Below are 12,860 nucleotides of genomic sequence, written 5' to 3' on the forward strand. Positions count from 1 at the left end.
CGGTGGTCCCACCTGACCCCATGCCGAACTCAGAAGTGAAACGCCGTAGCGCCGATGGTAGTGTGGGGTCTCCCCATGTGAGAGTAGGGAACTGCCAGGCATCAAATTAAGTAGTAAACCGGTGCATCAATCCGGTGGTTACAGAAGTCTTCGGTGGAGCGGTAGTTCAGTCGGTTAGAATACCTGCCTGTCACGCAGGGGGTCGCGGGTTCGAGTCCCGTCCGTTCCGCCACTTATTAAGAAAGCCCTGAGTTAACGCTCAGGGCTTTTTCTTGTCTGTAATTTTATTATTGCTATAAACGCAAAAATCCTCTGCATTTTTCGCCCTTTTTCAACATACCCTTAACACGTGATAATCATCCTCAGTTTACGAACACTATGATTAAAGAGGATTTACATGACTATCCCTGCATTTGGTCTCGGCACTTTCCGCCTGAAAGACGACGTTGTCATCGCATCTGTCAAAACCGCTCTGGAATTAGGCTACCGTACTGTTGATACGGCACAAATCTATGGCAACGAAGCCGCCGTAGGTCAGGCGATTGCGGAAAGCGGCGTACCACGCGAAGAATTATTCATCACTACGAAAATCTGGACTGAAAACCTCAGCAAAGACAGATTGGTCTCAAGCCTGAAAGAGAGCCTTGAAAATCTGCGTACTGATTATGTCGATCTGACGTTGATCCACTGGCCTTCTCCGGGTGATGCGGTGTCTGTAGAAGAATTCATGCAGGCGCTTCTGGAAGCGAAAGAGCAAGGTTTGACGCGTGAAATCGGGATCTCAAACTTCACTATCCCACTGATGAAAAAGGCAATTGCAGCAATCGGCGCAGAAAATATCGCGACCAATCAGATTGAGCTTTCTCCTTATCTGCAAAACCGTAAAGTGGTTGATTGGGCAAAAGATCACGGTATCCACATCACGTCGTACATGACGCTGGCTTACGGCAAGGCGCTGAAAGATGAGGTTATTGCGGGTATTGCTGACAAGCACAATGCAACGGCTGCGCAGGTCATTCTGGCGTGGGCGATGGGTGAAGGTTATGCCGTGATCCCATCTTCGACGAAACGTGAGAACCTGGCGAGCAATCTGTTGGCACTGGATCTCCAGCTGGATGACGAAGATAAAAAAGCGATCGCTGCACTCGATTGCAATGACCGCCTGGTGAGCCCGGAAGGTTTAGCGCCAGACTGGGATTAATTTATTCCACCCTCTGTAGCCTCAAAACCCTCTTACAGCTCCTTCGGGAGCTGTTTTATATGGTCGCTCAGAAAGTCGATAAAAGCACGAATACGGGTACTGACTGCGCGATCGCTGTAGTACACCGCACTGAACGGCATTTCGACCGGCAGTCGTTTATCTTCCATCAACTCCACCAGTTCACCCCGCGCAATCTCCTTATTAATCATATAGTCAGATAAGCAAGCAATACCGTTCCCACTCAGGCAAAGCTGTTTTAATGTCTCCCCACTGTTAGAAGACAGTCCGCTTGCCACTTCATGAAGCTGGCCATCGCTGCAGGCAATCGGCCAGGTGTTAAGCGATAACGGCTCGGTGAATCCCAGGCAAAGATGGTTTTTTAACTCTTCTACCGTTTCGGGTTTGCCATGCTGGGCGATATAGTCGGGTGAGGCGATAATTTTACGGTAGCTGGTAAACAGTGGACGAGCGCGAAGGCTAGAGTCTGTCAATGTTCCAGCACGGATAGCTACATCCACTTTCCGCTCGATCAGATTGATGAACGTCTCTGATGAGACAAGCGACAGAGTCATCTCCGGGTAGCGCTCACGGAAGGGCTTCACCAATGGCATCAGAAAATGTAACACGACCGGAGTGGCAGCATCGATGCGTAAAAGTCCGCGCGGTGTGCTCCGTGTTTCCATAATCTCTGTTTCTGCTGCGGCCATCTCCTGCAAAATCGACTGCACGCGACGAAAATAGCGTTCACCTTCTTCTGTCAGGCTCAGCTGGCGCGTTGTCCGGTTTAGCAAACTCACCCCAAGCTTCATTTCCAGCTTTTTAACGGAACGGCTGATCGCAGAATTGGCCTGTCCTAGCTGCTCTGCGGCCCGGCTAAAACTTCCGCTTTCTACGACGGCCACGAAGATTGCCAGCTCTTCTGACGTTGCTTTCATTGTTGCACCACCCGCAAAATTCTATTGATATTTTGACCATTTTTGTTATTTAAACACTGGCGCATACTTCGTGTCATCTTAATCCTGATGACACGGAGTATTTTATGCCACTGGCGCTTCTTGCCCTGACGATCAGTGCCTTCGCAATTGGCACGACTGAGTTTGTTATTGTGGGCCTCGTTCCTACGATTGCCGATCAACTATCAATTACCCTGCCTTCTGCGGGATTGCTGGTCTCTATTTACGCGCTGGGTGTGGCGATTGGCGCACCGGTTTTGACGGCGCTGACCGGGCGTTTCCCACGCAAACAGCTGTTGATGGCGCTAATGGTGCTGTTCACAGCCGGTAATATTCTTGCCTGGCAGGCCCCGGACTACACTACTCTGGTGATTGCCCGACTGCTGACCGGCCTCGCTCATGGTGTGTTTTTCTCTATCGGCTCAACCATTGCGACCAGCCTGGTGCCAAAAGAGAAAGCGGCATCTGCCATAGCCATTATGTTCGGCGGTTTGACAGTTGCACTGGTGACCGGCGTTCCGCTGGGTACGTTTATTGGTCAGCATTTTGGCTGGCGTGAAACCTTCCTGGCAGTTTCTCTGTTGGGTGTGATCGCCCTGATTGCCAGCGCGATCCTGGTGCCTTCGAATATTCCCAGCCGTGCGAGTGCCAGCCTTCGCGATCAGATTAAAGTGCTGACACATCCTCGTCTGTTGATCATCTATGCCATCACAGCGTTAGGCTATGGGGGAGTCTTTACAGCATTTACTTTCCTGGCCCCGATGATGCAGGACCTGGCGGGCTTCTCGCCGAGCGCGGTGAGCTGGATCTTATTGGGATACGGCGTTTCTGTGGCGATCGGTAATATCTGGGGCGGAAAACTCGCTGATAAGCACGGCGCTGTGCCTGCTCTGAAATTCATTTTCGCGGCTCTGGTTGTGCTCCTGATGGTGTTCCAGTTTACAGCCTCCATTCAGTATGCATCGCTGGGCACTATTCTGGTGATGGGGATCTTTGCTTTTGGTAATGTACCCGGGCTGCAGGTCTACGTGGTTCAGAAAGCCGAGCAGTACACGCCGAATGCCGTTGATGTTGCGTCTGGTTTAAACATTGCTGCGTTTAATATTGGCATCGCGCTTGGCTCAATTATCGGTGGCCAAACGGTTGAGCATTTTGGTTTGGCGCAGACACCGTGGATTGGCGCGGTAATCGTAATGGCTGCCTTCCTGCTGATTGGCGTCAGCGGACGCCTGGATAAACCTGCTCGCGTCGCACTGGGATAAGTATCAGTAAGCGCTTGCTTACAAAACCAGACAGAGGTTTATGAGTAATTGCGTTGAAAGTGTGACCTAAAATCCCTATAACAGTAGAACCAGTCCGTTTTCCGGGCTGGTTTAATGCTATAGAGGTCGTTTCCAAAAGTGCGAAAAAATACCTATGCCATGCGCTATATTGCCGGACAACCTGCGGAGAGAATATTGCCTCCGGGGTCGTTTGCGAGTCTTGGCCAGGCATTGCCCGCTGGCGCACCGTTAAGCAGTGATGAAAAAATTCGCGTGCTGGTGTGGAACATCTTCAAGCAGCAGCGTGCCGAATGGTTATCCGTTCTGAAGAATTTTGGTAAAGATGCGCATCTGGTCTTATTACAGGAGGCGCAAACCACACCTGAATTAGTCCGGTTTGCGACCACAAACTATTTGGCCGCCGACCAGGTTCCGGCCTTTGTATTACCTCAACACCCATCGGGTGTCATGACGCTCTCCGCTGCACACCCGGTTTACTGTTGCCCGCTTCGCGAACGCGAGCCCATCTTGCGTCTGGCAAAATCAGCGCTGGTGACGGTCTATCCTCTGCCGGATACCCGTTTGCTAATGGTGGTGAACATTCACGCTGTGAATTTCAGCCTCGGTGTCGATGTGTACAGTAAGCAGTTACTTCCTATTGGCGATCAGATAGCGCATCACAGTGGGCCGATTATCATGGCGGGGGATTTCAATGCCTGGAGTCGTCCGCGTATGAATGCCCTGTATCGTTTTGCGCGTGAAATGTCCCTGCGCGAAGTGCGTTTTACCGATGACCAGCGGCGTAAAGCATTTGGTCGCCCGCTTGATTTTGTCTTCTATCGTGGTTTGAACGTGCATGAAGCCTCCGTGCTGGTGACGCGCGCCTCCGATCACAATCCACTACTAGTCGAATTCAGTCCCGGCAAACCTGATAAGTAATGGTGCGTCAGGTCTGCCGTCGGGCAGGCCTGCGCAGGTACTGCCCTTTATTTTTCTCATAACAAAGGACAGTACAATGACAACACAATCCCATCATGACAACGTAGAAAAACAGTTCGGCTCTCAGGCAAACGCCTATCTGATCAGCGCGGTACACGCTTCTGGCCGCGATCTGGTGCGTCTTGGCGAGCGACTGTCAGCCTTCCCGCATGCGCACGTTCTCGATTTAGGTTGCGGAGCAGGGCATGCCAGCTTTGTTGCCGCACAGCAGGTCGCGCAGGTGACGGCTTATGACTTATCTCGTCAGATGCTGGATGTTGTTACCCACGCCGCGCAAGATAAAGGGCTGAATAATATTACGACCCGGCAAGGCTATGCTGAGTCCTTGCCGTTTGACGATGAATCTTTTGAGGTTGTGATCAGTCGTTACTCGGCACACCACTGGCACGACGTGGGTCAGGCATTACGCGAAATCAAACGCGTGCTGAAGCCGGGCGGGATTTTTATCATCATGGATATCATGTCGCCGGGAAACCCGGTTCGCGATATTTGGCTGCAGACTGTTGAAGCTCTGCGGGATACTTCACATGTACGAAATTATTCCAGCGGTGAATGGTTCGCGATGATGACTGAGGCGGGGTTAATTTCCCGTTCCCTGGTGACAGATCGATTGCCGCTGGAGTTCTCCTCATGGATTTCGCGTATGCGCACACCAGAGGCATTAAGTCAGGCAATTCGCTTGTATCAGGAGAGTGCCTCGGCAGAAGTGAAGGCGTACTTTGAACTGCAGGAAGAGGGATCGTTTACCAGCGATACAATCCTGGCCGAAGCGCAAAAAGCCGGATAAACGGCAATAAAAAAGGCACCGGGGGAATCGGTGCCTTTCTTTATGAGACTGGCTGTCAGGAATCTGGCGTCGCGTTGTTTTTCACAAACAACGTCAGCTGATCGCCTGGCTGCAGATTGCCTGTATCATCGTTCCAGCGCATCACATCTTTGATGTTCACGCCGTGCGTTTTCGCGATACTGGACAACGAATCACCCTTACGTACACGATAAGTAATGCTATCGCTATTACGGGCGAGACGCTGCGCACTGCTGCCTGCGCCAACCGTCAGGTTCTGGCCAACTTTCAGATTTGAACCGCGCAGATTATTCCACTGCTGCAGATCTTTAGTGCTCACGCCGAGACGTGATGCAATGCCTGAAATCGTATCACCTGAACGAACCTTGTAGCTACGGCTGGTAACGGATGACGCGTCTGCAATCAGCGTTGACTGAACAGCAGCAATTTCACCTGATGCCAGAGAATCACGAAGCTGTGCTGCGTGTTTCTGCGGAACGAGAACATACTGTGGCCCATTCGCGCCCAGCGTAGAACCCTTCACGCCAGCATTAAAGGTCTTCAGCTTTTGTACCGACATACCCGTCATATCAGCGACCTGTTTCATTTCAACCGGGCTGCTGAGGCTGACTCGTGCCAGTGCGCGACTTTCGTCGGACGAAGGCAGTTTGACGCCATAACGTTTGCTGTTTTTGAGTATATCGCTCAAAGCCAACATCTTCGGTACGTAAAGCTTAGTTTCCTGTGGTAGTGAGAGTGACCAAAAATCGGTGGGTTTGCCACGAGATTTGTTCGCTTTCATTGCCTTCAGGACACGACCTTCACCGCTGTTATACGCTGCAACCGTTAACAACCAGTCGCCGTCAAACATCTTGTTCAGACGTTGCATCATGTCGAGAGCGGCAGTCGTTGAAGCGACTACATCACGACGCGCATCGTAGCCGCGTGTCTGTTTCAAACCATAATTGCGCCCTGTGCTCGGAATGATCTGCCAAATGCCTGCGGCATTGGCGCCAGACGTCGCGTGCGGGTCAAAAGCGCTCTCCACTATGGGTAGTAGTACCAGTTCCATAGGCATGTTACGTTTCTTAACTTGCCCTGCTATCCAGTACATATACGGCTCTGCCCGTAAAGTTACATCGTGGAGATAGCTCTTATTACTTAAATACTTCTGTTTTTGGTCGCGAATCCGGTTGTTTTCCGGAATTCCCATCTTCAGCTCGTCGCTAATAGAGGCCCACAAGTCCTGATCCTGCGCGAATGACGTCCCATCGTCCATCCATCGCGCCTGACTTGTAAACTTCCCTGCTTCCCCTTGACCAGCTGCAGAAAGGCTCTGTGCGTGCTGCTGAACGTTACCAGTATTCTGAGAAGACTGGCACCCAACAAGCAGGACAGAGGCGAGTAGTATCGCTTTTGCCTTCATGTGTGTGTCAATAGTTGCTTAAAAGACGAGCGATAATAACGGCGAAATTTTGAAAAGGCAACCCGCAATTCTCAGAAGTTATCTTTCTTTGACCGTAACCATGCAAAACGCTCTTCAGGTTGTTGCAAATTTGTTTCTTGGTTAATTTTATTAATTAAATCAATATCATCGGTTCTTAGAAATAAATTTATTTTGCGCTCATTTTTCAGAATTACGGGCAGTGTATTTTGTTTTTTTACCCGTAACTCATTCACTTTGTGGTAATAATCCTGAATCGCAGGATCCTCAGGGAGGATACTCAATGAAAACTTCATATTTGCTAATGTATACTCATGTGCGCAACAAATGAGGGTTTCGTCAGGAAGGGCGTTAATCTTCTGGAACGATTGATACATCTGCGTTGGTGTGCCTTCAAACAATCTTCCGCAGCCACCTGAGAACATCGTATCCCCGCAAAAAAGATAAGGGAAACTGAAGAAAGAAATGTGTCCGGAAGTGTGACCTGGTGTGGCAAATACAGACAATTCGCATCCTCGTATGATGACTTTTTCGCCATCTTTGACTACGCGTGTGGTGCCTTTATCGTGTGTCTCCTGCGGTCCGTATACCACCAGATGCGGAAATTTAGCCCGCAGGGCAGGAACGCCACCAACGTGATCGTTATGATGGTGAGTCAGTAAAATGGCTTCTGGCTGCCAGCCGTTTTCCTCTATTGCTTTCAATACTGGTGCCGCGTCACCTGGGTCGACAATAATGCAGTGCTGCTCGTCGTCGACTAAAACCCAGATGTAGTTGTCCTGAAACGCGGGAATACTGATAAGATTCATAAATTACCTCTCATAACGTAACGGGTGTGTTGATGAAGCCGGCAAGGATACCTCAGATTGTCTCAGCGCCAGAACACTGGTCTCAGTTGCGATGGGGTGAACACTATCGCGAAGCGCTGGAGCGTCAGCTCAATCCCTGGTTTGCCAAAATGTATGGTTTTCATCTGCTGAAGATTGGCAATCTGAGCGCGGAAATCAACTCTGAAAGCTGTGCCATCTCCCATCAGGTAAATGTGTCACTTAACGGTCATCCTCTTCAGGTTAAAGCCGATCCGCTCCATTTGCCATTCGCTGAGAAATCTGTCGACGCCTGTTTGATGGCCCACACCTTGCCCTGGTGTACGGATCCGCACCGTTTGCTGCGTGAAGCCGATCGGGTGCTGATTGATGATGGCTGGTTGGTGCTGAGCGGTTTCAATCCGATGAGCCTGATGGGGCTGCGCAAGCTGGTGCCGGTTTTACGCCGCACGTCACCTTATAATAGCCGCATGTTTACCTTCACCCGTCAGCTCGACTGGCTGTCATTGCTGAATTTTGAAGTGATGTATTACAGTGGCTTCCAGGTGTTACCCTGGGCGGGGAAGGGCGGAAAAATGCTGACAACGCATCTGCCAGCACTGGGATGTATGCAGCTCATCGTGGCGCGTAAGCGAACGGTTCCTCTTACGCTGAATCCGATGAAGCAGAGCAAATCAAAAGCACAAATCCGTCAGACCGTCGGAGCAACGCGGCAGTACCGAAAACCCTGATCAGGATTCCGGCTGATAACCCACGTCGTCATGAATAGGATTCATCGCTGCTTCACGCGCAAGCTCGTCGCAACGTTCGTTTTCCGGATGCCCAGCATGGCCTTTCACCCATTCCCACTTGATTGTGTGATGACTCAGCGCGGCGTCCAGACGTTTCCAGAGATCGACATTCTTAACCGGTTTCTTATCCGCGGTTTTCCAGCCACGCTTTTTCCAGTTGTGGATCCACTGAGTAATCCCCTGACGCACATACTGGCTGTCGGTGCTGATCACGATATCGCAATCTTCTTTTAATGCTTCCAGCGCAACGATGGCAGCCATCAGCTCCATGCGGTTGTTGGTGGTCAGACGATAGCCTTCATTAAAGGTTTTCTCGTGCTGACGGTAACGCAAAATGGCGCCATAGCCGCCCGGCCCTGGATTTCCGAGGCAAGATCCATCGGTGAAAATTTCTACCTGCTTAGTCATCTCTGGTAGACTTCCTGTATTTGAAACGATCAGTAAAACGACGAGTCTGACATAAATGACCGATATGAGCACTGCAATTACACGACAGATCGTCCTCGATACCGAAACCACCGGTATGAACCAGATTGGCGCGCACTACGAAGGGCACAAGATCATTGAGATCGGCGCAGTCGAAGTGATCAACCGTCGTCTCACCGGCAACAATTTCCACGTTTACCTGAAACCCGATCGGCTGGTGGACCCGGAAGCGTTTGGCGTTCACGGAATTGCCGATGAGTTCCTACTGGATAAACCGACGTTCGCAGATGTCGCTGATGAGTTTATCGAATACATCAGCGGGGCGGAGCTGGTCATCCACAACGCATCGTTCGATATCGGCTTTATGGACTATGAATTCAGCAAGCTGAATCGCGGTATTCCAAAAACCAATACCTTCTGCAAAGTCACCGACAGTCTGGCGCTGGCGAGGAAAATGTTCCCCGGCAAGCGCAACAGCCTCGATGCATTGTGCTCGCGCTATGAAATAGACAACACCAAGCGTACGCTGCACGGCGCATTGCTCGATGCCCAGATTCTGGCGGATGTTTATCTGACCATGACGGGTGGGCAAACATCGATGGCCTTTAGCAACGAAAACGATTCACGTCAGGCGGGCGATACTGGAATTCAGCGCGTGGTGCGCCAGGCGAGTCGCCTGCGGGTGATTTTAGCCAGTGATGAAGAGGTCGCGGCCCATGAATCACGTCTCGATCTCGTGCAAAAGAAAGGCGGCAGCTGCCTCTGGCGAGCGTAACGGACACAGTAATGCTGTTAAAATCACCGTGTGGGCGAATTTTGCAGCAACCGATTCAAAAGTTGAGAAAAAGCGTTGACGGGATCAGAACCAAACCGTAATATTCGCCTCGTTCCCAAGGGAACAATGCGGAGCGGTAGTTCAGTCGGTTAGAATACCTGCCTGTCACGCAGGGGGTCGCGGGTTCGAGTCCCGTCCGTTCCGCCACATTAGAAAGCCTGAATCAGAAATGATTCAGGCTTTCGTCATTTCAGCGCTTTCCTTTTCTTATCTCATCTCAAAGTTAGTTAACAAAAAGTTAATAATCGCAGTGCAATTAATTAACAATTGTTCGATTTTGGTGCGACTATTGCACTTATAATGTGCAAATCCTGCTTTTCACTCCGCTATAAACATTTCTTCTTGTAACAATCTTGTAAAAATAATCTCCAGATAATCATTAGCTTACTTACGATTTTCCAGAAAGTTCCTGAACCAATCATTTATTGGTTCGCAAATTGCTTAATCATTAGGGCAATAAGTATTTATCTATATCAATAACTTATTGTTAATAACAATAAAGCAATGATGAGAGCAGGCGAACCAATATGGAAAAACCGTCACGGTTTCTGGCTAATTCCAGCACCGCGCTTGAGCAGTTGCGCGGTCTAATCAACCAGCACGAGTCAACACCAGGCATTCCGCTGCCCACTGAACGTGAGCTGTCGGAAACACTCGGCGTAGGGCGACGCGAAGTTCGCCGTGCGCTGGACGTGCTGGAAGAAGAGGGACGCATCTGGCGCAAGCAGGGCAAAGGCACTTTTATTGGCCCCGCCGCGCCGGTTGAACCTCTGGCGCTTCAGGGGCTGGTACAGCAAACCAATCTGCTGGAAGTGATGGAAGCGCGTCTGCAGCTCGAACCCGGCTTAGCCCGTCTTGCGGCACTGCGTGCCACCAGGGAAAACCTCGCGCTGATGCAGCGCATGCTGGAACGCATCGATAAGGTCAGCCCGGATGACCGCGATCTGAATGAACTGTGGGACAGCGCCTTTCATCGCGCTATTGCCGAAGCCGCGGGCAACCGCCTGATGCTGGGCTTGTTTGATGCCATTGATGCCGTCCGGCGCGAGCCTGGCTGGCAGCATCTGCGTGAGCTGGCGCGAACGCCGGAGCGTGTCGACAGCTACAACGATCATCACCACAAAATCATGACCGCGATTATCCATCGCCAGCCTAATGAAGCAGCCGCCGCCATGCGCGAACACCTGCAAACCCTGCAAACTGCCCTGATCCAGGCCATCAACCTTGAGGATGATTCCCTGTTATGACGACGATCCCTTTTAAGGAGGCAGCGCCAGTCCTTCGCCTGCACAATCTCAATGTGAAATTCGCCGGGTCGCCAGTAAGCGTGCTCGACGGTATTTCACTCACCGTCAAATCCGGTGAAACGCTGGCGCTGGTGGGTGAATCTGGTTGCGGAAAAAGTATCACTTCGCTGGCGCTGATGGGGCTACTGCCCGCAAGTGCGCAAATTGTCAGTGGGGAGATGCACTTCCGCCGCCACGATCTGCGCAAGCTCTCCCCGCGTGAATACGCCGATCTTCGCGGTAGCGAACTGGCGATGATTTTTCAGGAGCCGATGACGTCCCTTAACCCGGCTTTCACGCTGGGCGATCAGCTTAGCGAAGCGGTGATTCGCCACCAGAAAATGTCCAAAACTGAAGCCATGAAGGTCGCGCTGCAAATTCTGGAAAAAGTCCAGATCCCGGCCCCGGAAATGCGTCTTAAAGCCTATCCGCACCAGCTTTCCGGCGGGATGCGTCAGCGTGTGATGATTGCGATGGCGCTGATCAACCACCCGCGTCTTCTGATTGCCGATGAACCGACAACGGCGCTGGATGTCACCATTCAGGCGCAAATTCTGACGCTGCTGAATACCTTAAAAGCCGAAACCGGCACCGCCGTGCTGATGATCACTCACGATCTGGGCGTGGTTGCCGAAGTCGCGCAGCAGGTGGCGGTGATGTACGCCGGACAGGTGGTGGAGCAGGGCAGCGTCGAGAGTATCTTTGCCGATCCGCAGCATCCGTACACCATCGGCCTGATGGGATCTATCCCGTCACTCGGCGCACGTAAAGGCCAGCTTTCCACGATTCCTGGTAGCGTGCCGCTGCCTGAATCCATGCCGAAGGGCTGTCGTTTTGCCACCCGCTGCCCGTTTGCCCAGACCCGTTGTCACGACGAAAAACCACAGCTCAATACGCTGGGAACCGCCCATCAGGTGGCTTGTTTCCGCGTGCCACTTGAGCAACACATTGCGTTGGGAGAAATCGCATGACCACCCCGATTCTTGAAGCCCGTGATTTGAGCAAACTTTTTCCCGGCCCGAAAAAGCTGTTTACCCCGGCGCGTTTTGTGACAGCGGTAGACCGGGTGTCACTCGCCGTAATGCCTGGCGAAACGCTGGCGATTGTCGGCGAGTCCGGCTCTGGTAAATCCACCCTTGGGCGTTTACTGCTCCGCCTGCTGGCGGCCAGCGAAGGGCGCGTTTTTTATCAGGGTGAAGAGATCACCCATGCGTCCGGTTCGCGCCTTAACCAGCTTCGCCGCGAGCTGCAAATCATCTTCCAGGACCCGTTTGCTTCGCTCAATCCGCGCATGACGGTGGAACAGATCGTCGGTGAGCCTTTGTGGCTTCACCAGAATATGAAAAAGCCAGACCGGCAGTATCGCGTAGCGGAACTGCTAAAAACCGTCGGGCTGCCTGCGGCATGGGCCGGGCGCTATCCGCACGAATTTTCCGGCGGACAGCGTCAGCGCATCGGTATTGCGCGTGCGTTAGCCTCTGGGCCAAAACTGCTTCTGGGCGATGAACCTGTTTCCGCGCTGGACGTGTCCGTCCAGGCGCAGGTGGTGAATTTACTCGAAAGTCTGAAGCACCAGCTCGGACTGACAATGGTGATCGTCGCTCACGGTCTGGCGGTGATTCGTCACATGAGCGACCGCGTAGCGGTGATGTATCTCGGCCAGATTGTCGAGCTGGCGACCGTCGATGAAATTTTTGACGCACCGCTGCACCCGTATACTCAGGCGTTGATTGCCTCTGCGCCGCAAATGCAGCCGGGCATGCAGCGCGAAACACCGCTGTTGCAGGGCGATTTACCGAATCCGGCGAATCCGCCGTCCGGGTGTCGTTTCCACACCCGCTGTCCGTACGTCACCGATGAATGCCGCCAGGTCGAACCTATTACTCAGGTTCTGGACGGTGGACGCCAGGTCTCTTGCCATCGCTGGCAGGACATTAACCGCGATCGCAGTGTTATCCAGATAGCACCGCCATCCGCCGCCTTTTTGCGCCGCCGCGCGCTGTTTGAACATGCGGCATCACTCTCGTCTCTTCCAGCAAGGAACTCATGATA

12 protein-coding genes, 2 tRNA genes, 1 rRNA gene and 1 pseudogene are annotated in these 12,860 nt (G+C 52.1%); 12 read left to right on the forward strand and 4 right to left on the reverse strand.

The annotated features are described in order from the left end of the window. The 3 genes from rrf to dkgB all read left to right on the forward strand — a co-directional run. A 5S ribosomal RNA gene (rrf, locus tag JBO43_RS11870) occupies positions 1 to 100 on the forward strand; the annotation flags it as partial. 55 nt (positions 101 to 155) lie between these two features. After that, positions 156 to 232, forward strand: a tRNA-Asp gene (locus tag JBO43_RS11875). Positions 233 to 397: 165 nt separating this feature from the next. Beyond that, on the forward strand, positions 398 to 1,201 hold the full coding sequence (gene dkgB / locus JBO43_RS11880) for a 2,5-didehydrogluconate reductase DkgB (protein ID WP_202674386.1): 804 nt from the start codon (positions 398 to 400) through the stop codon (positions 1,199 to 1,201). A gap of 21 nt (positions 1,202 to 1,222) precedes the next feature. On the opposite strand, the pseudogene yafC reads toward dkgB, so the two are convergent. Beyond that, positions 1,223 to 2,136 (reverse strand): annotated as a pseudogene (gene yafC, locus JBO43_RS11885) (DNA-binding transcriptional regulator YafC). Between the two features lie 104 nt (positions 2,137 to 2,240). On the opposite strand from yafC, the gene JBO43_RS11890 reads away from it, so the two are divergent. The 3 genes from JBO43_RS11890 (at position 2,241) to JBO43_RS11900 (ending at position 5,202) form a co-directional block, all read left to right on the forward strand. Continuing rightward, entirely contained in the window at positions 2,241 to 3,416 is a 1,176-nt protein-coding gene (locus JBO43_RS11890) for an MFS transporter (protein WP_202674387.1), read from the forward strand. 138 nt (positions 3,417 to 3,554) lie between these two features. Then, a complete protein-coding gene (locus JBO43_RS11895; RefSeq protein WP_103947687.1) occupies positions 3,555 to 4,355 on the forward strand; it encodes an endonuclease/exonuclease/phosphatase family protein in 801 nt (266 codons plus the stop codon). A gap of 76 nt (positions 4,356 to 4,431) precedes the next feature. Then, a complete protein-coding gene (locus tag JBO43_RS11900) occupies positions 4,432 to 5,202 on the forward strand; it encodes a class I SAM-dependent methyltransferase (protein WP_202674388.1) in 771 nt (256 codons plus the stop codon). A gap of 55 nt (positions 5,203 to 5,257) precedes the next feature. Here the strand turns inward: JBO43_RS11900 and mltD are convergent, their stop codons facing one another. Together mltD and gloB are read right to left on the reverse strand one after the other, a co-directional pair. Next, entirely contained in the window at positions 5,258 to 6,625 is a 1,368-nt protein-coding gene (gene mltD, locus JBO43_RS11905; protein ID WP_095280873.1) for a murein transglycosylase D, read from the reverse strand. A 71-nt stretch (positions 6,626 to 6,696) separates the two neighbouring features. Next, positions 6,697 to 7,452 (reverse strand): hydroxyacylglutathione hydrolase, encoded by a 756-nt coding sequence (gene gloB, locus JBO43_RS11910; RefSeq protein ID WP_202674389.1) that lies wholly within the window; start codon positions 7,450 to 7,452, stop codon positions 6,697 to 6,699. A 32-nt stretch (positions 7,453 to 7,484) separates the two neighbouring features. On the opposite strand from gloB, the gene JBO43_RS11915 reads away from it, so the two are divergent. Next, positions 7,485 to 8,201, forward strand: a complete 717-nt coding sequence (locus JBO43_RS11915) for a class I SAM-dependent methyltransferase (protein WP_095280875.1) — start codon at positions 7,485 to 7,487, stop codon at positions 8,199 to 8,201. Here JBO43_RS11915 and rnhA read toward each other — a convergent pair whose 3' ends face one another. Further along, entirely contained in the window at positions 8,202 to 8,780 is a 579-nt protein-coding gene (rnhA, locus tag JBO43_RS11920; protein ID WP_165790642.1) for a ribonuclease HI, read from the reverse strand. On the opposite strand from rnhA, the gene dnaQ reads away from it, so the two are divergent. The 5 genes from dnaQ to JBO43_RS11945 all read left to right on the forward strand — a co-directional run bounded on the left by dnaQ (position 8,734) and on the right by JBO43_RS11945 (position 12,858). Next, positions 8,734 to 9,462 (forward strand): DNA polymerase III subunit epsilon, encoded by a 729-nt coding sequence (dnaQ, locus tag JBO43_RS11925; RefSeq protein WP_199184169.1) that lies wholly within the window; start codon positions 8,734 to 8,736, stop codon positions 9,460 to 9,462. The two genes, rnhA and dnaQ, sit on opposite strands and share 47 nt — an antisense overlap. 130 nt (positions 9,463 to 9,592) lie before the next feature. Next, positions 9,593 to 9,669 (forward strand) — tRNA-Asp (locus JBO43_RS11930). Positions 9,670 to 10,049: 380 nt separating this feature from the next. Beyond that, positions 10,050 to 10,769, forward strand: coding sequence for a FadR/GntR family transcriptional regulator (locus JBO43_RS11935; protein ID WP_095280878.1), 720 nt, complete (start codon positions 10,050 to 10,052; stop codon positions 10,767 to 10,769). Beyond that, complete coding sequence (locus JBO43_RS11940; RefSeq protein WP_202674390.1) at positions 10,766 to 11,779, forward strand: ABC transporter ATP-binding protein; 1,014 nt, start codon at positions 10,766 to 10,768, stop codon at positions 11,777 to 11,779. The genes JBO43_RS11935 and JBO43_RS11940 overlap by 4 nt, the downstream gene beginning before the upstream one ends. Then, the gene (locus JBO43_RS11945; RefSeq protein ID WP_095280880.1) at positions 11,776 to 12,858 is read left to right on the forward strand and encodes an ABC transporter ATP-binding protein; all 1,083 of its coding nucleotides are present in this window, start codon (positions 11,776 to 11,778) and stop codon (positions 12,856 to 12,858) included. The genes JBO43_RS11940 and JBO43_RS11945 overlap by 4 nt, the downstream gene beginning before the upstream one ends. The last annotated feature ends 2 nt before the right edge of the window (positions 12,859 to 12,860 follow it).

The sequence above is a fragment of the Lelliottia jeotgali genome, assembly GCF_016771845.1.
Classification (GTDB): Bacteria; Pseudomonadota; Gammaproteobacteria; order Enterobacterales; family Enterobacteriaceae; genus Enterobacter; species Enterobacter jeotgali.